Below are 18493 nucleotides of genomic sequence, written 5' to 3'. Positions count from 1 at the left end.
ATTAAATCACAATACATCAATAATAGGACATGAATATGCGTATAACTGCGACGGCTTCCCCATGCCGAAAATCGGGGATGATTTCTGTTTTTATTACGAACTTAGGAAAATATAACGAAGGTGAACTGGTTGGTGAGTGGCGATTCAAAACAGGGAAATTAGCCCATTCACTGTTTGGCTTCTCGATTGAAATCCAACGCTGCTAAGCCTTGCCAGTACTGGATAAAAGCAAGGTTTGGCACTTTTTGCGCCTTAAACCAACTTCGAGCCCAAAGTACAAACCGTTTGATTTTTTAAACCCAAAATGCAAACGATCGTTTGGCGTCTCGATTTTTACACTTGGCGAATGCCGCCAAACAGCACCGTATTGGACTATGTATATCAAATAGTTAGCCGCGCACAGGTCATCATAAAAAACCGATTTGACTGGTTAGTTTCATGGCCATTTCTTTCATCTATTTCATCACCGAGTCTGCACCCGACGACTGAAAATAGACGGCAAGACGAACCAACAAGGTGATAAGTGACGTGTTATGGGCAAGTGGCAACGATTGGGATAGAGAATGGATACAGCAGGTGGTCGCTTTACTGGTTGGGCATGGTGCGTTTACTCTCTACCCAGCATTAAGCCAGTGCGATAATGCGGCCGAACGCTTAACCCGCTGGTTGACCTATCAGTTACCACGCGTTAAACAAGCGCACCCAGGCTGCCCGATTCACCAATGGCTAAATAGCATTGGCGCACAAGTGATCGTAGAAAAATGGCAAAGCCCCGAGCAATGGCCAAACCTGTATTGGCTACCTTTACCTGATGTTGATGGCAACGCGCAAGGCGGGTTAGCTTTGTTACCAGCGCATTTATTACCGGCAGATTTTTTATCGGTATATGTGGATGGCACGATTCAAACCAGAACATTGCAAGCAAACACACCGGCCAACACCTGTATTTTTTGGTGCATCACACCTTTATCTAAAACAGGAAAGCGCGCTACCTTGCACCCCAAACAGCAAAACCGAGCTTTTTGCCTGCCCAGCTCGCCGGAGCAAATGGGTAAATCGTGCACAGGTTTATTACTGAGCGGTTTAAGAAAAGACAATGGAAAATGAAACGGCAACGTGATCAGCCACCAGATCAACCTAGCGCTGCTGCACCATCTTTGTAGACCGGAGAATGATGTTTGGATGAAAGCGAGTTTTGGTACCCTCATCATTGAGGGTACCAACAGCAAAATACTCGGCGAATGCTATTGTCTAAGCACAGCGCCAAGCCTTAGCGGCACGAATAGTTGTTAACCTTACTCAGCTTTAGCAAACTGCTGGGTGAAGTAAGTCAATGAATTAGCTTCTTTTACGGCATCATGCGGAATGAGTAAGTATTTCCAAGGTTTGCCACCGTGCTGTGCAAGGTATTCACTGGCATGACTACACCATTTCACACCACTGCGGGCTTTTTCGGTGACTTCCTCATTCCAACTGCCGTCTTGGTTTTGATGTTGAGTACTTTTAGTTTCAATCATCAATACATAGTCGGCGGTTTCAGCAACGAAATCCGGCACGTATTCAGGATGCTCGCTACCGCGTTTGTAGTACATCTTGAATTGGCCTTTGGCAGGCTTAAACCACTTCTCGCAGTCGCGTTCTAAAATCACCGCAAAACGGCGCTCAGTGTCTGAATCAAACTTTTGCAATGGGTATAGACAACGGCTAAAGCCGCCAAAGAGCATTTGTTTGATTCGACTGACATCGCGTACTGTATCACGGTAGCTTTGCACCGGCTGGTCTTGCGCTATGGTGTAAGCGCAGTCACGTAAGGTACTAAAGCCACTGCGTACATCGACAACGTACTCGGTTGCTTCTTCAAAGAAGTGGTTGTTCAGTTGCGCATGAATTAACTTCGCAATCGCATCACTCTGGTTTTGCAGAATGTTCTCAACCACATCGTCGTCGTTTTCAGCGGCCAGTGTATTGACAGCTTGAGTGGCTAGGTCAAACAAAAGTTCAGCTTGCTCGTCGTAAGGAATATCGTCGTAATCGAACAGCTTCTTCAAAATATAGTTTTGTTTCACCGGCTCGTAGTTGCCCGAATCGCCTTCGCCACGAATGGTTTGGTGATTGTCTTGCAGGCTTTGTTGAATCAGAGTTCGGTCGATAGGTTTTAAACCTTTAATGGCAGCAATGTCCAAATCGAACGGGTGATAGCCGGTACGTACTTCACCTGATGGTGAAACAATAATACGCGGAATATCTATGGTGTTATCCACCGTGAGCTGGGTGACTTGCTCAACAATCGCCGCAATATCCACCGATTCTTCAGTAAATAGCTCCCGTTGCTCTTGGGTTAACTGAGCTTTTACTTGTTCGGTGATCTGTGCTTTTACCTCAGTCGTTAACAATGCTTTGCTGGTCGGCGCATCGGTAGGGCGTGTTTGATATTGCTTGATCACGTCCAATGCAGCGCGGGCAACGGTTTGTTGGTTAGGCGTGGTATAAGTGGCTTTAGGTTCTTGTACCTCACGGTTACCGTCTGCACCGGTTGCGGTTACACCTGAACCAGTCAGTTGCTGCTCTAGGTTCGATTTAACCTGCACACTTTGTTTGGTTACATCGTCTTCTGGGCGATCTAATACGCGTGTTTTCAGGCGCAGTGGGTTATTCGGGTCGTTAGCCTCATCAACAATTTCTTGGAATTTGTCGTGCGCAACAATGCTCAGCGTATCGACGGCTTCAACACCTGTACGTTTGCCATAAGGTAAACGCAAACCACGGCCAATTGACTGTTCAATTAGGGTTCTGGCGTTGGCTGCACGTAGTGGCACAATGGTGTACAGGTTAGTAACGTCCCAACCTTCTTTCAGCATGTTAACGTGAATGACGATCTCGGTTGGCTCATCGACATGCTCAACATTGAGCAGTGCTTGAATAGTTTCTTCTTCTTTTTTACTGCTATCCACTTGAATGACTTTGCCACGGTAGCGGCCGTCAAACACTGTTTCAAGTTTGGTTAAAAGCTCTGCTGCATGCGTGGTATCACGGGCAATCACCAACATAAAAGGCTTAACTAACTTAGCATCGTTTTCATGTGCATAAGTGATTAAATCCACCTTGGTTTGCTCATGTAAACGAATACCGTCCATTAACTTAATGGTTTCTAGTTCGTCTTTATCATATTGGCTGGCATCAAAGTTACGCTGAGTAACAACGGCAGGCTCTTTAACAAAACCATCATCCATGGCACAGGCCAATGGGTAATCAATCACCACATTTTTAAAGTGCACAGGGCCACGACTTGATTCGGTAAATGGTGTGGCCGTTAGCTCTAATGCGAATAGTGGATTAAGCTCATTGAGCGCACGCATACCGGCATCGGCACGATAGCGATGCGATTCGTCCATCAGCAGCACTAAGTCAGGTAAGTTTGATAGATACTCAAAGTAGCTTTCGCCTAGGGTTTCCGCTAAACGCTTAATACGCGGGGCTTTGCCTCCACGTACTTCGGTGTTAATTTTCGCGATGTTAAACACATTGATCCGAACCGAACCAAATAGATCGCCCATGACTTGTGCGCCGCGGCTCTCATAGTTATCACCGGTGATCACTTCTGGCGGTGCTAGCACAAAATCGGTAATGCCTTTAAACACGTACTTCGGTGAGGCGGGCGAGAAATCGCTGATCAGCTTTTCATAAATAGTCAGGTTAGGTGCCAACACAAAATAATTGCGAATGCCATGTACCTGATACAAATAGGTAATAAACGCCCCCATCAAACGGGTTTTACCTACACCTGTTGCCAAGGCAAAACACAGTGAAGGAAAGTCACGTTCAAAATCGCTGAGCTTAGGAAACTGCGCTTTTAAGGTTTCTAATAGCTCCGGCACATCGCGTTTTGGGTTCAGTAGTTTGTGCTCAGAAGCACTAATCGCCACTGCCAACGCACGCAGCGAATCTTGCTGCGGCTGGCGTAAGCTTAAACGGCCAATAATATTATTAATGGCACGTAATTGGTCGGGTTTTAAGCTTGATAAATCCATGGTCATTATAATTATCCTTATTAACAGTTAATCTTGCGCTGCATCGTCATCGGCAGACGCATCGTCAGTTAGGTTTGCCACGTTTAACGAATAATCGTCCTGACCAAATTGGCACTTGTCTAAAATGGCTTTTGGCAGTTTTTTCAAGGTTAAATTGGTAAAACGACCTGGCTCGCAGCGAAATGCACCACACATAACCAGTAAAGTTCGGTCACTGCCAACTTCTTCTGACAGCGCTTCTAATTTATCTACCGATAAGCTTTGTGTGGTGACATAAATATGATCCGTCTCGGTTGAATAACCGTGATCCCACCAATTCACTTCCGATGGCGCATAGGTAAAACCTTCCAGCTTACAAACGGCTTCGGCGAGCATTTCTGGGTTGTACTCTTTATTGATCACTTCCAAGCCAAACTTATCTTTCACAATTAAGGTCGGGGCAAGTTTGTAATAGCGGAAGCCACCGCCACCTTGCCAGTTTACAGACTTAGAAATACCACCTTGATCTTCGCCATCAATCACTTTTTGCAAGCGCGGGATAATATGGGTATGACAATGATCACCTAGCTCGACCGAGATCCAACGTCTTTTCATCTTGTGAGCTACAGCAGCAGTAGTTCCCGAACCACCGAATGAATCAAAGACTAAATCGCCTTCTCGCGTACACATTTCGAAAATCCGCTTCAAAAGCGCTTCGGGTTTTTTTCCATTTTTGAAACTAACGCCGCCTTCATTTGCTATTCCATTCCAACTAATGTCAGTCCAAACATCAGTTATTAGTTCAGCAGGTTGCATCTCACCGTCAATTTCCAAAAGCCTATTGGAGTAAAAGACCATTTGCCTACCATTTGCGATATAAAAGCCTTCGACATCCTCATTTGGATGTACATAAACCTTATCCCTATCTTTCTTTGACTTCTCGATAGTTTCTTTTCTCTTTATTTTAGCACCACCACCAATTGCAACGGATTGAAATACACGTTCTGCATTATCAATTGCGAATTGTGCTAATTCATCATCAAATGTATCAGGCAGTTTTTTCTTGGCTTCTTTTGTATCTTTATAGCCATTGGCCTTTGCAAACGCATCGGCAATACCGCACCACGTCCAACTTTTATAATGGTCATCTGGGTTTAATAGATATTTGTTATATCCCGTATCATATCCTTTAGGTATATAGATTTTGTTAAGCGGTTTCTGGGTGCGATCTTTTGCGTATACAAGCAAAAAGTTTACTGTGGAGAAAACTGTGGCTCCTGTTGCCTTAAAGCCTGAAGGGTCATTTGTGGTCATCGATATGGTATTTAACTGATTTGCACGACCAAAAATCTCGTCCATCAAAACTTTTAAATAAGCCATTTCGCAGTCATCTAAGTGAACGAATATTACTCCATCATCACTTAGTAGATTACGAATTATTTCTAACCTATCCCTCATTAAGCCCAGCCAAATGGAATGCTCCAGACCATCATCATAGTGCTCAAAAGCACTTCCGGTATTGAATGGTGGGTCTATGTAAACACACTTCACTTTGCCTGCATATTCTTGCTCTAGCGCCTTCAATGCCAATAAGTTATCGCCAAAAATCAGTTTATTATCAAAAATATCGTTTTCGGTCACTTTTTGGCTGGCGTGATAAGACTTGCTCGGGTCTTCTAACAAAATGCGCGGCTCTAACTTTTTGCGCTCGTTTTTGCCTATCCAGGTCAGTTCTAATTTGGTTTTGCTCATCATTTCTGTGCTCTTATCTTGTGTTCGTTACTTAGCGTTATTATTCTACAGCAATCGCTACGCAGGTTGTGCTTGGCAATTACTCGCTTGGGTGTTTTGCCCTTGTCGGCGTTGCGCTTGCTCGGCTAAGTAACTGAATAAATTCTGGTTGTGTGGGTCGTTCGCTTGAAGGCGTTCTTGTTTTGCTACAACTGCCGGGCTTTCTGCCAAGTTTAAATGGCTAATCCACACCGTTTGCATTAAACGTGCGGTATCGCCCAAGCGTTTGAAGTATGCGTGCGGCGCACTGCCTAATACTAATGCCGTAAAACTATCAAAAAATTGCTGACGAAGTTCATCAAAAGCGTGGCTGATTAATCTTTTAAATGCCGCTTGCTCGGTAATCTCAGGAGCCGTAATAGCGCCTTCAAACTGCGCCATTAATAGCGTGGTTATGCAGTAAGTAAAATGTCGATATACCAGTTTTTCTGGGCTTGGACTACTGCGCTCTGCGTTTGTACATAAGACTTGAATAGCCAGATAGCAGTTCACCGCGTTAATGGCGACGGCCCCCTGTAAATCTGTACTAAAAACGGCTTGGTACTCGGCACTTTCTTGGTTAGTGAATTTGCTTGGCTCTACTTTTAGCTGATAAGGCACGCGTACATCACCTTGCATACAGGCCAATGCTTTGGCCAAGGTGTCGATAGTAATGCTGCGAATACCCGCTGCTGCGCTTTGTTGTGGGCGGTAGAGATATTCAACACCAAACATTTTCATCTCTTGGCGCAAGCGTTCTTGGGTATCATCCAGCGCGGCAAAGTTGGCTAAATCGACCGGGTTTTGCAGGTTACGCGCTTTGGTTACTTGTTTGTGAAATGCATCGTTACCCGTGTTGATAATGGTTACCATCACTTGAGCTTGGCTGATGTCTGCATTTGGGTTTTCACGCATAAACTGTGCAGCACTAGCAATGGTTTGTGCACCGTTAACGACGGACAGGCCATCGACTGCAACATACTTGCTACCTGTGTGGCCTCTAATATTCCCTTTTGGTTTTACTGCATTGCCAACCAGAGTAATGCCATTGTTAAGATAAATAAAATTTTCCGGCTCATGTAAAAGGGTGTCTTTAATCGCCCTATTTACCCCACGTCTGCCAGCACCAATAAAATAGCGAATATTTTTCTCGTAAAGTTTACGGTCATGAGTAGTGTGCAAGGCAATTAAATCGGTTAGCTTGGCGATACCAAATACGACTTTTCGTGGTTGTTCTTGCACTCGGAACTTATATACAGCGACACGCTCGTTTACCGTATCAACCGCATGTTCACTGCGAAGAGCCTGCTCAACATCGGTGGCGGTGTATTCTTGATATTCAGGTGCGATTTGCTCTTCACCTTCATCAATCAGCTCTTGGATCGCTGGTTGTAGGTAGTTTTGTGCTTGTATGGTAATGCCATTACCTGTGTATGCGACAAGCAGTTGAATGCTTTCGCACTCGTCTAATGCGGCTTCAATATTTGCTTGAAGGTTTTGAACATTTTGATTAAAGCGGTGAAATTGCTTGTTTAAAAGTAACTTTACACCCTCAATAAAAGCCTGTGCTTCGCCCAATTGGAATTGCGCATCTTCCTTCATTTTTGACTGTACTAAGTACAGAGTCTGATCAGCTTCGTGATAATAAATTGCATCAATACCATGGTCTTCATAGTCGTCCACCACAGCTTTTGCTGCGGTCACTACGTCTAAATCGAATTTTTGCTGTAGTACGAATGCGCTAAAAGCCCTGGAAATTTGCTTTTTAGGTTTATCTTCTCGCCCACCTTGCCCAAGCAATGGCGGTAAATACGGCACAAAACGCTGCTGTAGCAGTTCTTTTAATGGGGTAAGAAATTGTGGTTGTAATGCTGCCAAGTGAGTTGTCCTTATTTTTATTGCCAAATTGGCCGCGCTTGCCAGTCGGCTGGAAAGCCCATGCGGTCAATGTCTATTTGGTGATGATTTATCAATTGGATGAGTCGTTGCTTCCAGTGATGTTCACCACTGATCACATCCATGAGGTAGCCCAACATCACCAAGGTGTTATAAATTTTTCGTAAACGCCGGTCGCTATCGGGCAGGTTTTGCAAGCTTTGAATCAGTGCCGGTTCACCATGGCGTGGCAGTACCGTGGTTTTAATAAAATCACGGTTCCATAGCCTAGAATGATGGGCACTTAAATTGCGCACTAGCGACAAATGCTCACAGAATGAGGTAAGAGTTTTTTCATCTAGGCCGTAGCTTTTGCTTATTACCTGGCGGTCGGCACGCAGCTTGATATTGCTGTACCAACAGGAAAGTTGCCCCATGGTTAACAGCTCAACACAGGCCCAAATAGGGGGTAGTGGCTCTTGATATTTTTGCGTAAGGTGCTTGATGAACTCTTCACGACTGCACTTTACCTCACCCGTGAGTTTGCCAAGGCTACTGGCGTATTCTAATAAATCACCAAAGAGCTCTGGTTTTAAATGAGGGTGCGCGGTTTGGTATTTTTGGCTCAACTGATACGCAATTTGTGTGCGTAATGACACCTCAAAACGCTCGATGGCATCTAGCACTAACAAACGTAGTTCACGGTCGAAAACATATAGGCTTAGGACTTGGTCAAACTGAGTACCTTTGATAAACGTATGACTGGCATGATCTTGCTCATAGGGCAAACAATAAGCCGCAAAACGATAGTAGTTCAGCTGTGCTAAGTAAAACTCAGCTTTCGGGACATCACTGATCACTAGGCCACGTTGTTGCAACAAGCGTACTTGATCGCTAAAGCTTGTAGGGGGCTTGGTAAAAGCGACTTTAGGGACTGGTTTGCGGCTCATTTGACCTCCCATGCAACAGAAGATCGAATTTTGCGGGCCCCAGAAACGAGTAACCCCTCACAGGGCGCTGATCTGACGGGTAGCGGGAGGGGTGTTGTTGCAGTGATCATAGCCCCAAACTGAAAAAAGTCAATGCTGGCGTTGAAATTGATTGTCATCATTGAACCGTCCACCCAATGGTAAATAGGGTCTCTTGGCTGGTTTTTTTATTCAGTTTGCCTTCTAAGCTTTCAATCAGCTGTTCGCGCTTTTCGTCCACTTCATCTTGTTTATCAAACAGTTCACGGCGGCTTTTATTGCGCTGACTTTCTAACTGGCGCTGCTGTTTTTGCAGCGCAAGTTTCTCTTCCAGGGTTGGAGCTATTTTGGCTTCGCGGCGTACTTGCTTGATTTGCTTATCAAGCTCTTTTATAGATTGTTCAAGCCCTTCTTTTAAATCGTCTGCCCAAGAATCTAACTTGTTTACCTCTTGCTCGAAGAAGCTGAGATTACGATCGTTAACTTGCTTTTCGATGCCTAGTCTCGACTGCTGTAACGCATGCTGCAGCGCATATTGATAGCCAGGATATAAGGCGGCAAGTTCTTGCTCACTTACTTCACTTTGCACACAGGCACTAAGCTGCATCAGCTTTTGCACGACTTCACTTGGTAGCGGATGACCATGTTCATCTTGCGCGGCGAACAATAAATGGTCTTCGCTACGCTCCAATGATTCGACACTAAATTTTTGTAGGCTTAGTACACCTGACAAACCCACTAAGGGTTCTAGCATACTGATTTTTGTTTGGTGGTTGCTGTAATCAAAAATTACGCTGGCAATGGGTAATTCACGTTGAAGCGCGTTGCTGATCACCCATTCACCCAGCGGGTGGGTGATACGATACACATGGGCATTGGCTAGTTTACCGGTTTCAATACTGCCGCTTTGCTGTCCTCGGCGTACAAGTTGGTAGCTACCTGTAGGAGCCTGATTGATACTTTGATTAAGCGTAAAACTATGGTTGCTTGGGTCAATGTCTGCGATAGCTGCAAGTTCATGCGTACTGAGTTGCCAGAACCAACGGCCTACTTTATCGAGGCGTTGCTGCGCGGCATCTAGCTGAATTTTGAGTAAGTCGTGAATATCTTCATCGAAATTTTCCAGCAGCAGTTGCTGGGTCTCGCGCATTTTTTGGTTGATGTCGGCTTCTAGCTCTTTTTGCAATTGATCAAAAGCTGCTTCTATTTCCGCCGGTTGCCGACAAGTCTCGTATATATTTTGGATGCGTTTTTCAAAATCAATACCAGATTCAATGCTGCCTAGCACATCGTCCGATGCACCAAACACGCCATCGAACAGATGGAATTTTTCAGTCAGTAACTCTAAAACACGCTGATCGGCTTTGTTGGCTTCGTTGAGGAAGTTGATCACCACAACATCAAATTGCTGCCCATAGCGGTGACAACGGCCAATACGTTGCTCTACTCGTTGTGGGTTCCATGGTAAGTCATAGTTAATAAGTAACGAACAGAACTGTAAGTTAACCCCTTCTGCAGCCGCTTCGGTTGCGATCATAACTTCGGCATGATGGCGGAAGTAATCAATTAGGGCAGTACGGCGGTCAATTTGCGGTGAACCACTCACCTTATCACTACCTTGGTTTTCAGCTAACCACTGCTGATAAACTTTGGTTGCTTCTGGATGGTTATTGCTGCCACTAAAGGTGACTAATTTATCAGCAAAGCCATTCGCCTCGAGGAAACGAGCTAGGTATTCTTGCGTGCGCTTCGATTCGGTAAAAATAATGACTTTACGTGGCGCCCCCATTTCCTCCATTTTGGCAAACCCTTGATTAAGCGCCGTTAGCAAGGCTTGGGTTTTACTGTCGGTGGTAATGGATTTAGCCTGCTCGATATAATGCTCAAGCTCGGCTATTTCAGCATTGAGTAACTCAAAGTCAATATCACTCTCAGGGGTATTGCTTTGTGTTTCTTCTACATACTCGCTGTACTCTTCTCCTAAATCATCACTCTCAACAAGCTCACTGATAATATCGAGGTCCGATTTAGCCTGTACTTTCAAGTCAACCAATCGGCGCTTTATAGTTTCGAGTGTGTTGAGCACTGCGTGCGAACTAGATGCTAATAGCTTTCTCAGTATAAGGCCGGTTAAATGACGTTGGCTCTTGGGTAGTGCATAGCTCTCGTCCTTTTCCAATAAGGCACTAATACTTTCGTAAAGTGCCATCTCAGCATTAGAGGGTGTAAACGGTACGGTGAGTGTTTGACGTTGGGTATAGCGGACGTATTCGAGTACATCTTTGCGCAAGGTTCGCTGAATAAACCCGGTAAGTCGTTTCTTTAAATGCCCTAGCGCACTTTCGTTATTGACAAAGTGTTGTTTGAAGCTTCGCTCATCGCCGAAGATTTGATCGTCGATAATGGTTGAAAGTCCATACAATTCCATGAGCGAGTTTTGTAAGGGTGTTGCAGTAAGTAATAGCTTTTTACTGCCATCTAATGCGCGGCGTAGCGTTTGACCCATTTTATTGCTGCTACGATGTGCATTACGTAGCTTGTGCGCTTCGTCGATGACGACAATATCCCATGGCTCTAGCATTAGCTGCGTTTCCATTCTCGCAGCATAGTGATAGGACATAATAGAAACGCAGTGATTAGCTAGCGGGTTAGTTTGACCATTGTTAACACTAATGCGCCACGTTTTTGCATCAAGCACTTGCGTTGGTAAATTAAACTTATCGCCCAATTCCTGCGCCCACTGGCGTCGCAATGACGCCGGGCAGATGATCAATATGCGGCGTTTACGCTCTGCCCAATACTGTGACAGTACTAAGCCTGCTTCAATAGTTTTCCCTAAGCCCACTTCATCAGCGAGTACAACACCTTTGCTTAACGGGTTGTTAAGCGCAAAAAGTGCCGCATGAATTTGGTGCGGATTGAGATCAACACTGGCATCAAAAAGAGATTGAGACAATTTATCAACGCCATTTTCAGCGTGGCGAATGGTTAATTCCTGCGCAAAGTATTTTGCTTGATAATCAGTTATTACCATCCAACACCCCTTTTCCTTGAGCTGCTTGCGTACTGATCCATTCTTCAAGATCGGATTGTTTAAAGCGCCAAGCATTGCCAACTTTAAAAGCAGGAATTTTATGTACCGCTGCTAGACGGTAAATAGTTCTCTCATTTACCTTCAAATACTCAGCTACTTCTTTAATTGTCAGAACGGTATCAGTCATTTTCACTCGGCCACTTTGAAAAGTGCGTCAATTATCTAATGCGAGTGTCAAAATAGTACAAATAAGTACATGAATCAATCTTATTCGGCACTTGCCGGAGCTCCTTGGCTTTAATCCTCATCAATTTTAGGTACAGTTTTCAGGCTCGGGGATAAAGAATGTCACCCTGCCGCTGCCAGGGCAATATTTCCCCCTGATGGTCGTATCAGAGATGGTATGCCGGTATTTTGCGGGTTGTTCCCGTCAGGTTATCGTGCACCTCCACGGTCGTCGTTACCACCGGCATTCCGGCTTTTCTCAGCCTCAGGACATCAGCCGCAATACGCTGACTGCCAAACCAGAACAGGCCGTCCAGTGCAGTCACCAGTAAACCCGCCTCCAGCGCATACTTCAGCCGTTCACGGGGCGCTTTCACTTCTCGAGCAACCTGCTGATATGGCGATGATGTGCTTTCATTCGCAACCACCCGGCGAATACGGTGAGACAGATGATACCGGTATGTATCCGGCACACCAGAAAGACTGGCCTTCAAGCTGTACACGCAGCCAAAGCGTTTATCGTTGAACATCACATTTTTCTGGCTGATGTCCCATTCTTCACGCAGCGCGGCAATCAGTTGTGGTGTCCGGGTAAGCAACAAGCGAAAAGGCAGTTCAAAACTGGTGACCTAATCCACATTCAGCAGAGCAATACGCAGCCGTTCTTCTGGCCCGGCCTCTGTCTGCCGGCACTCCTCCAGAACATCCTGCCACTGCCGGTGAAGACGGGGGGATTCGTTCCGTTCTGTAAAACAGAATTTATCCGCCAGATAGTCAATTCGTGTACGCATACTGAAGAGAATTCCGTATAAAGATTCAGCTGACAAAACTTTATCAGTCCATAAGAATCAACGGAAGCACCGATGGTTCACCTGTCATCACCAATTTTTGCCATAACCGGTAGCAATGATCATTCTGTGTAACTATTTGCCCGCAGATGATGATGTTTATCGATGTCTCCCCTGTCTGAATGTCGCATAAAGAGGATCATCAGCAGACACAGCCAGTGAACAACCGTCCGCGGAACAAAACGCCGGACCACATCCGGATCCGGCAGGGGCGTGTCTGGCATGATTAAACAATTATGTTCCTCACTCCGGGTCCCTGAAGTGACCTCCAACCAGGCAATATCTCAGGCACTCTGTGATAAACCGACTGTCGTCTCCGGACTGACGGCTGAATTTTCAGCGTTGTTTTTTTAATGCAAAAAGCCAGTTACGGGGAAGGTTGTGAGGAGGACGTGATGGTGATACGCCAAACGGTGTGCAGGGATTGTGATAACGCCATCCCTCATAATACGGAATGCTGCCCAGGCTTCGCGTCAACAGCTTCCTCAGGCTATTACCGAAATACCGATCGTCTGCTCTTTCTACTGACGTTACTGCCTGTGCTGATTCTGGCTGTCGTTTCAGGCGTCAGTGTATTTGTACTGTTGCAGTAGGTTACAGGGGAGAGATTATCCGGAATCAGCGGAGCAAAGCGCCCCGCCGCCTCTGCGCTTGCTGTGCCAGACAGTGACAGTAACTCACCGGATCCCCAGAAATACGAGAAAACCTCAGCAGAGGTCGGTAATGCCCGAAAATCGGCCCATTACCGTCCACACCTCCGTACACCATTCCCTTTTGATTTCGAATTCTTTGTTGTCGCTATACCACTTAATGTTCCCTGTATTATCCTGGTTCCCGACAACAGAAACATATTCAGCTTTTAACAATCTGAGAAAACCTAAAAAGAATCACACAGAGCAGATGACACCTGGCGCAATACCGCTGTGATTACCGAACGTTCAGGTGACATATTTCCAGACAGAAGCCGGAACGCGATCGTAAAGCTTGTTCATTGTCAGTTCTGCCAGCCAGTGATCGACCGCAGAGTTGAAGGCTTCCAGCTCCGCAGGGGTAAGTTTATAACGTGTGTGGGAAATCACTTTTTCCAGCGTCTCCCGGGATGAACAACGACGGAACTGATACAGCCAGTCTTCTTTGGTTTTAACTTCCATTAGCCTCTCATCACTTTATGCTGCAATTAACGTGATACTGTCAGCATACCGCACCAGACTGGCATTCTGGTACCCTCCCCAAACTCATTACTCCCGTGCCACCACTTAACCGGTCTCTCAGACTGTCACTCACCAGGTCGGATACGTTTACCGCTCAGACGGATGCTTAATGCACTCTGTTCACGTGTGTTGCAGGTACGTTTTATATACGCAGGTTATACGCCAGCTATCAGGGATAGCCCTGTGGGTACAACGCAATCTGTTGCTACTGCATTCTCATGCCCACTGATCGTACTCACAGTGTTTATTTCACATATATGAACTCATGTGTTTGATTTCATGTGTTTGATCTCTCTCTTATATATTTAATACCAATCAGACAGTCTTATCCCATCGGTGATACCTGTCGCCTGCCCACAGGTCACAGGCTGATGCACCACAACCGCCTTCAAAAACAACTCTGCAATTATCAGAACGCCAGTTTTCCCCTTGTCTCACGAAAGTCCTCCCTCCTTTATCGCGTGCGGAAGCATCGTTTCGCAACAATCACCCGACATACCGGTACGGCTCAGCCACCGCAATCCCCCCGTTTATCTCCTGACGGTCACATTCCCGATTATTTTTTACGTTTTTCCCCGGTTGTTATGCCGGGGAAGGTGGTGCGTTGTTTTCATCACCAACGCCGGTTGAGATTAACAACATCCGGAGGAGCATTTTCATGAATACGCCCTGCAACATCCGGAATGCAACGCCATTATGCGCATCATTGACTGAAAGGGGCCGGAACAATGCAACAGCTTTCCTTTCTGCCCGGAGAGATGACGCCCGGCGAGCGCAGCCTCATTCAGCGGGCCCTGAAAACCCTGGACCGCCATCTTCATGAACCCGGCGTGGCCTTCACCTCCACCCGTGCGGCACGGGAATGGCTGATTCTGAACATGGCGGGACTGGAGCGTGAAGAGTTCCGGGTGCTGTATCTGAACAACCAGAATCAGCTGATTGCCGGTGAAACCCTCTTCACCGGCACCATCAACCGCACGGAAGTTCATCCCCGGGAGGTGATTAAACGCGCCCTGTACCACAATGCCGCTGCCGTGGTGCTGGCGCACAATCATCCGTCCGGTGAAGTCACACCCAGTAAGGCAGACCGGCTTATTACGGAACGTCTGGTTCAGGCGCTGGCCCTGGTGGATATCCGGGTGCCGGACCATCTGATAGTCGGTGGCAGCCAGGTATTCTCCTTTGCCGAACACGGTCTGCTTTAACCCGTCACCGTCACAACCACATCACACCTGTTTTCACTTTTATCTTCTGTCTTCAGAGGTATCCCATCATGAAAATCATCACCCGTGGTGAAGCCATGCGTATTCACCAACAGCATCCTGCATCCCGTCTTTTTCCGTTCTGCACAGGTAAGTACCGCTGGCACGGTGGCACTGAAGCGTATACCGGTCGTGAAGTGCAGGATATTCTCGGTGTGCTGGCTGTGTTTGCAGAACGCCGTAAGGACAGTTTTGGCCCGTATGTCCGGCTGATGAGCGTCACCCTGAACTGAATCAGAAAGCCGGTCTGCGCGCCGGCTGACCCGTCATCGTTAAACTATCATTCATCGATTTTCTGTAAGGATTTTATCATGTCAGACTCGCGCCATGAGACAAATTATCCCGACGACCATAACGACCGCCCCTGGTGGGGACTGCCCTGCACCGTGATACCCTGTTTTGGCGCCCGTCTGGTGCAGGAAGGCAACCAGTTGCATTACCTTGCCGACCGTGCCGGTATCAGAGGCCGGTTCAGCGACGCGGATGCGTACCACCTGGACCAGGCCTTTCCGCTGCTGATGAAACAACTGGAACTCATGCTCACCAGCGGTGAACTCAGCCCCCGCCATCAGCATACCGTCACGCTGTATGCAAAAGGGCTGACCTGCGAAGCCGACACCCTCGGCAGCTGTGGTTACGTTTATCTGGCTGTTTATCCAACATCCGAAACGAAAATGTAAACCACCGGAATAATCGTCTGCTCCGGCCCGGTGCGCTACAGCACCACTCTCCTCAAAATTTAATCTCTCATATCAGGAAAATCTTCAGTATGAAAACATTACCCGATACACACGTACGGGAGGCATCGTGCTGCCCGTCTCCCGTCACCATCTGGCAGACTCTGCTCTCCCGACTGCTGGACCAGCACTACGGCCTCACACTGAATGACACTCCATTCGCTGATGAACGTGTGATTGAGCAGCATATTGAGGCAGGCATTTCACTCTGTGATGCAGTGAACTTTCTCGTTGAAAAATACGCCCTGGTGCGTACCGACCAGCCCGGGTTCAGCACTTGTCCCCGCTCTCAGTTCATAAACAGCATCGATATCCTCCGGGCCCGCTGGGCAACAGGTCTGATGACCCGCAGCCACTACAGAACGGTAAATAACATTACCCGGGGTAAGCATCCGGAGGCGAAACGATGAAACTTTCCCTCACGCCGGAAGCCGACAGCATTAACGTGCAGGCGATGAACATGGGGCGCATTGTCGTTGACGTCGATGGTGTTAATCTCACTGAACTGATTAATAACGTCGCTGAAAACGGTTATTCACTCCGTGTGGTGGAGGAATCCGACCAACAGTCAACCTGCACACCACCACCGTTTACGGCCCTTGCCGGCATACTCTGCAGTACCGCACATATCACGGAAAAGGACAACGCCTGGCTGTACTCGCTGTCACATCAGACGAATGACTTCGGCGAATCAGAATGGATTCATTTTACCGGTAGCGGATATCTGTTACGTACTGATACGTGGCCGTATCCGGTTCTGCGGCTTAAGCGCCTGGGGCTGTCAAAAACGTTCCGTCGTCTGGTTGTCACACTCATCCAACGTTATGGCGTCAGTCTCATTCATCTGGATGCCAGCGCTGAATGCCTGCCGGGTTTACCCACCTTCAACTGGTAACCTGGACAAAAGACACAGTATGGAATCATTAACCACAGAAACGGCGCTGGATATTCTGATTGTGTGGCTGCAGGACAATATCGACTGCGAATCGGGAATTATCTTTGACAACGATGAGGATAAAACGGATTCGGCAGCACGGCTGCCCTGCATTGAACAGGCCAGGGAAGATATCCATACCCTGCGCCAACTGCAGTTTCTGCAACAGAACCGGTGAGTCTTACTCACCAGACTTCATTACCCTGACGCCAGCCTGAATACGGCTGGCGTTTTCATTTATCTGCAAAAAGGAATATCGATTATGTCTGAAATCACAACCTCCCGTCCGGAAGTGGTCAACGGGCATACGGACGTTATCGGCTCAACCAGTATCCACCACATTCTGGCTGTGCGAAAGACTACACTGTTGCAAATCGACACACTTATCCGGCAACTGGCTGAAATATCAGCAATGACAGAAAGTATTGGAGGTAAAACTGCTCTGGACTGGGCCATGAAACAGGATTTTCGCTGTGGCTGCTGGCTGATGGAGAAACCGGAAACCGCAATGAAAGCCATCACCCGGAATCTCGATCGCGAACTCTGGCGTGACCTGATGCAACGTTCAGGGATGCTGTCATTAATGGATGCACAAGCCCGTGATACATGGTACCGGTCACTGGAGTACGATAATTTTCCGGAAATCTGCGAAGCGAACATTCTGAGCACATTTGAACAACTGCACCAGGACAAAGATGAGGTGTTTGAGCGGGGGGTGATCAATGTTTTCAGGGGACTGAGCTGGAATTACAAAACCAACTCACCGTGTAAATTTGGGAGTAAAATTATCGTCAACAATCTGGTGAGGTGGGACAGATGGGGATTTCACCTTATCACCGGACAACAGGCAGACCGACTTGCCGATCTGGAAAGAATGCTGCATCTGTTCAGCAGCAAACCCATCCCCGATTGCAGGGAAAACATCACTATTCATCTGGATGACCACATTCAGTCTGTTCAGGGTAAAGAGTGCTATGAAGATGAAATGTTCAGAATTAAATACTTTAAGAAAGGCTCCGCGCACATCACGTTCAGGAAACCAGAACTGGTTGACAGGCTGAATGATATTATTGCGAAACACTATCCGGGAGTGTTACCTTCATAATAAAGCTCTAAGAATTGATTCGATTGTGTATTTTAGCCCCATTCCCTTACGCAAAGTCATTTGGGGGTTCTTATGGGGGTTACTCATTTGTCTAACCCACATTAACCATTTAAAATCAACACATTAACACTTATATTCGACTCCTGTGATCTCCGCCAAAATGCCTCTCCTGACGTTCTCCAACCCCTTGTAATACTGTCAATCCAGATATTTTCTACTGCTCAATATTCAATCGGCTTCAGGAATACCTGGTCTAAGGTTTTGTGATGGACGATGAGCGGCTGAAGAATCCGCCTGTCGGTTCTTCTGTCCTCGAACGCATCCGCGATATTCACGCCAGTATGCGCCGTGTTTATTTGCAGGTGATTTGCCCCCCTGCTGACTCTCAGCCAACTGTATCGCCATTAAGGTGAAGATGTTGTTTTACTCGCCCCAGAACACCCTTTTTTATACGACTATTCTATTTCTTTAACCGCTGGCGAAAAAAACTGACTATAAACTTCGCCAATAATCAGAC

At 46.8% G+C, this 18493-nt stretch carries 16 protein-coding genes and 3 pseudogenes; 11 read left to right on the top strand and 8 right to left on the bottom strand.

Annotated features, from left to right (window positions below; genetic code table 11):
- Positions 1–35: 35 nt before the first annotated feature.
- Positions 36–140 (top strand): annotated as a pseudogene (locus E0D98_RS27925) (antirestriction protein ArdA); the annotation flags it as partial.
- Positions 141–576: 436 nt separating this feature from the next.
- Positions 577–1107 (top strand): hypothetical protein, encoded by a 531-nt coding sequence (locus E0D98_RS13110; RefSeq protein ID WP_223350514.1) that lies wholly within the window; start codon positions 577–579, stop codon positions 1105–1107.
- Between the two features lie 188 nt (positions 1108–1295).
- Here E0D98_RS13110 and E0D98_RS13105 read toward each other — a convergent pair whose 3' ends face one another.
- The 7 genes and pseudogenes from E0D98_RS13105 to E0D98_RS13075 form a co-directional block, all read right to left on the bottom strand.
- Positions 1296–4034 carry a DEAD/DEAH box helicase family protein gene (locus E0D98_RS13105; protein ID WP_240723737.1) on the bottom strand — a complete coding sequence of 913 codons (2739 nt, stop codon included), beginning with the start codon at positions 4032–4034 and terminating at the stop codon, positions 1296–1298.
- 21 nt (positions 4035–4055) lie between these two features.
- Positions 4056–5759 (bottom strand): site-specific DNA-methyltransferase, encoded by a 1704-nt coding sequence (locus E0D98_RS13100; protein ID WP_029785289.1) that lies wholly within the window; start codon positions 5757–5759, stop codon positions 4056–4058.
- A gap of 57 nt (positions 5760–5816) precedes the next feature.
- Complete coding sequence (locus E0D98_RS13095; RefSeq protein ID WP_050877010.1) at positions 5817–7655, bottom strand: AIPR family protein; 1839 nt, start codon at positions 7653–7655, stop codon at positions 5817–5819.
- 17 nt (positions 7656–7672) lie between these two features.
- The gene (locus E0D98_RS13090) at positions 7673–8602 is read right to left on the bottom strand and encodes an Abi family protein (RefSeq protein WP_050877009.1); all 930 of its coding nucleotides are present in this window, start codon (positions 8600–8602) and stop codon (positions 7673–7675) included.
- A gap of 157 nt (positions 8603–8759) precedes the next feature.
- Complete coding sequence (locus tag E0D98_RS13085) at positions 8760–11654, bottom strand: SNF2-related protein (protein WP_032204269.1); 2895 nt, start codon at positions 11652–11654, stop codon at positions 8760–8762.
- Positions 11641–11841, bottom strand: a complete 201-nt coding sequence (locus E0D98_RS13080; RefSeq protein ID WP_024226315.1) for a helix-turn-helix domain-containing protein — start codon at positions 11839–11841, stop codon at positions 11641–11643. Before E0D98_RS13080 ends, E0D98_RS13085 begins: the two co-directional genes overlap by 14 nt.
- 205 nt (positions 11842–12046) lie before the next feature.
- Positions 12047–12670 (bottom strand): annotated as a pseudogene (locus tag E0D98_RS13075) (DNA-binding protein).
- A gap of 452 nt (positions 12671–13122) precedes the next feature.
- On the opposite strand from E0D98_RS13075, the gene E0D98_RS27920 reads away from it, so the two are divergent.
- Positions 13123–13320 carry a hypothetical protein gene (locus E0D98_RS27920; RefSeq protein ID WP_072095319.1) on the top strand — a complete coding sequence of 66 codons (198 nt, stop codon included), beginning with the start codon at positions 13123–13125 and terminating at the stop codon, positions 13318–13320.
- Between the two features lie 345 nt (positions 13321–13665).
- Here the strand turns inward: E0D98_RS27920 and hha are convergent, their stop codons facing one another.
- Positions 13666–13878, bottom strand: a complete 213-nt coding sequence (gene hha, locus E0D98_RS13065) for a hemolysin expression modulator Hha (RefSeq protein ID WP_050877008.1) — start codon at positions 13876–13878, stop codon at positions 13666–13668.
- A 788-nt stretch (positions 13879–14666) separates the two neighbouring features.
- Here hha and E0D98_RS13050 point away from each other — a divergent pair.
- The 8 genes and pseudogenes from E0D98_RS13050 to rhuM form a co-directional block, all read left to right on the top strand.
- On the top strand, positions 14667–15143 hold the full coding sequence (locus E0D98_RS13050; RefSeq protein ID WP_001186771.1) for a RadC family protein: 477 nt from the start codon (positions 14667–14669) through the stop codon (positions 15141–15143).
- 68 nt (positions 15144–15211) lie between these two features.
- Positions 15212–15433, top strand: coding sequence for a DUF987 domain-containing protein (locus tag E0D98_RS13045; RefSeq protein ID WP_050877007.1), 222 nt, complete (start codon positions 15212–15214; stop codon positions 15431–15433).
- Between the two features lie 78 nt (positions 15434–15511).
- Positions 15512–15880 (top strand): type IV toxin-antitoxin system YeeU family antitoxin, encoded by a 369-nt coding sequence (locus E0D98_RS13040; RefSeq protein ID WP_050877006.1) that lies wholly within the window; start codon positions 15512–15514, stop codon positions 15878–15880.
- 89 nt (positions 15881–15969) lie between these two features.
- Complete coding sequence (locus tag E0D98_RS13035) at positions 15970–16347, top strand: TA system toxin CbtA family protein (protein ID WP_089570402.1); 378 nt, start codon at positions 15970–15972, stop codon at positions 16345–16347.
- Positions 16344–16832, top strand: coding sequence for a DUF5983 family protein (locus E0D98_RS13030; RefSeq protein WP_000777676.1), 489 nt, complete (start codon positions 16344–16346; stop codon positions 16830–16832). The genes E0D98_RS13035 and E0D98_RS13030 overlap by 4 nt, the downstream gene beginning before the upstream one ends.
- 19 nt (positions 16833–16851) lie before the next feature.
- The gene (locus tag E0D98_RS13025) at positions 16852–17049 is read left to right on the top strand and encodes a DUF957 domain-containing protein (RefSeq protein ID WP_050877004.1); all 198 of its coding nucleotides are present in this window, start codon (positions 16852–16854) and stop codon (positions 17047–17049) included.
- Between the two features lie 84 nt (positions 17050–17133).
- On the top strand, positions 17134–17976 hold the full coding sequence (locus E0D98_RS13020) for a DUF4942 domain-containing protein (RefSeq protein ID WP_050877003.1): 843 nt from the start codon (positions 17134–17136) through the stop codon (positions 17974–17976).
- Between the two features lie 236 nt (positions 17977–18212).
- Positions 18213–18374: pseudogene (rhuM, locus tag E0D98_RS27915) on the top strand (RhuM family protein); the annotation flags it as partial.
- Positions 18375–18493: the final 119 nt, after the last annotated feature.

This window comes from Escherichia sp. KCJ4928, from assembly GCF_004352695.1.
Taxonomy (GTDB): domain Bacteria; phylum Pseudomonadota; class Gammaproteobacteria; order Enterobacterales; family Enterobacteriaceae; genus ECMA0423.
This window is presented reverse-complemented; position numbering and strand designations above follow the sequence as displayed.

Bases quoted from the DNA above. Each gene is read 5' to 3' on its own strand.
- E0D98_RS13105 (WP_240723737.1), bottom strand. From the start codon at position 4,034: ATGACCATGGATTTATCAAGCTTAAAACCCGACCAATTACGTGCCATT.
- E0D98_RS13100 (WP_029785289.1), bottom strand. From the start codon at position 5,759: ATGAGCAAAACCAAATTAGAACTGACCTGGATAGGCAAAAACGAGCGC.
- E0D98_RS13090 (WP_050877009.1), bottom strand. From the start codon at position 8,602: ATGAGCCGCAAACCAGTCCCTAAAGTCGCTTTTACCAAGCCCCCTACA.
- E0D98_RS13085 (WP_032204269.1), bottom strand. From the start codon at position 11,654: ATGGTAATAACTGATTATCAAGCAAAATACTTTGCGCAGGAATTAACC.
- E0D98_RS13080 (WP_024226315.1), bottom strand. From the start codon at position 11,841: ATGACTGATACCGTTCTGACAATTAAAGAAGTAGCTGAGTATTTGAAG.
- E0D98_RS27920 (WP_072095319.1), top strand. From the start codon at position 13,123: ATGGTGATACGCCAAACGGTGTGCAGGGATTGTGATAACGCCATCCCT.
- hha (WP_050877008.1), bottom strand. From the start codon at position 13,878: ATGGAAGTTAAAACCAAAGAAGACTGGCTGTATCAGTTCCGTCGTTGT.
- E0D98_RS13050 (WP_001186771.1), top strand. From the start codon at position 14,667: ATGCAACAGCTTTCCTTTCTGCCCGGAGAGATGACGCCCGGCGAGCGC.
- E0D98_RS13045 (WP_050877007.1), top strand. From the start codon at position 15,212: ATGAAAATCATCACCCGTGGTGAAGCCATGCGTATTCACCAACAGCAT.
- E0D98_RS13040 (WP_050877006.1), top strand. From the start codon at position 15,512: ATGTCAGACTCGCGCCATGAGACAAATTATCCCGACGACCATAACGAC.
- E0D98_RS13035 (WP_089570402.1), top strand. From the start codon at position 15,970: ATGAAAACATTACCCGATACACACGTACGGGAGGCATCGTGCTGCCCG.
- E0D98_RS13030 (WP_000777676.1), top strand. From the start codon at position 16,344: ATGAAACTTTCCCTCACGCCGGAAGCCGACAGCATTAACGTGCAGGCG.
- E0D98_RS13025 (WP_050877004.1), top strand. From the start codon at position 16,852: ATGGAATCATTAACCACAGAAACGGCGCTGGATATTCTGATTGTGTGG.
- E0D98_RS13020 (WP_050877003.1), top strand. From the start codon at position 17,134: ATGTCTGAAATCACAACCTCCCGTCCGGAAGTGGTCAACGGGCATACG.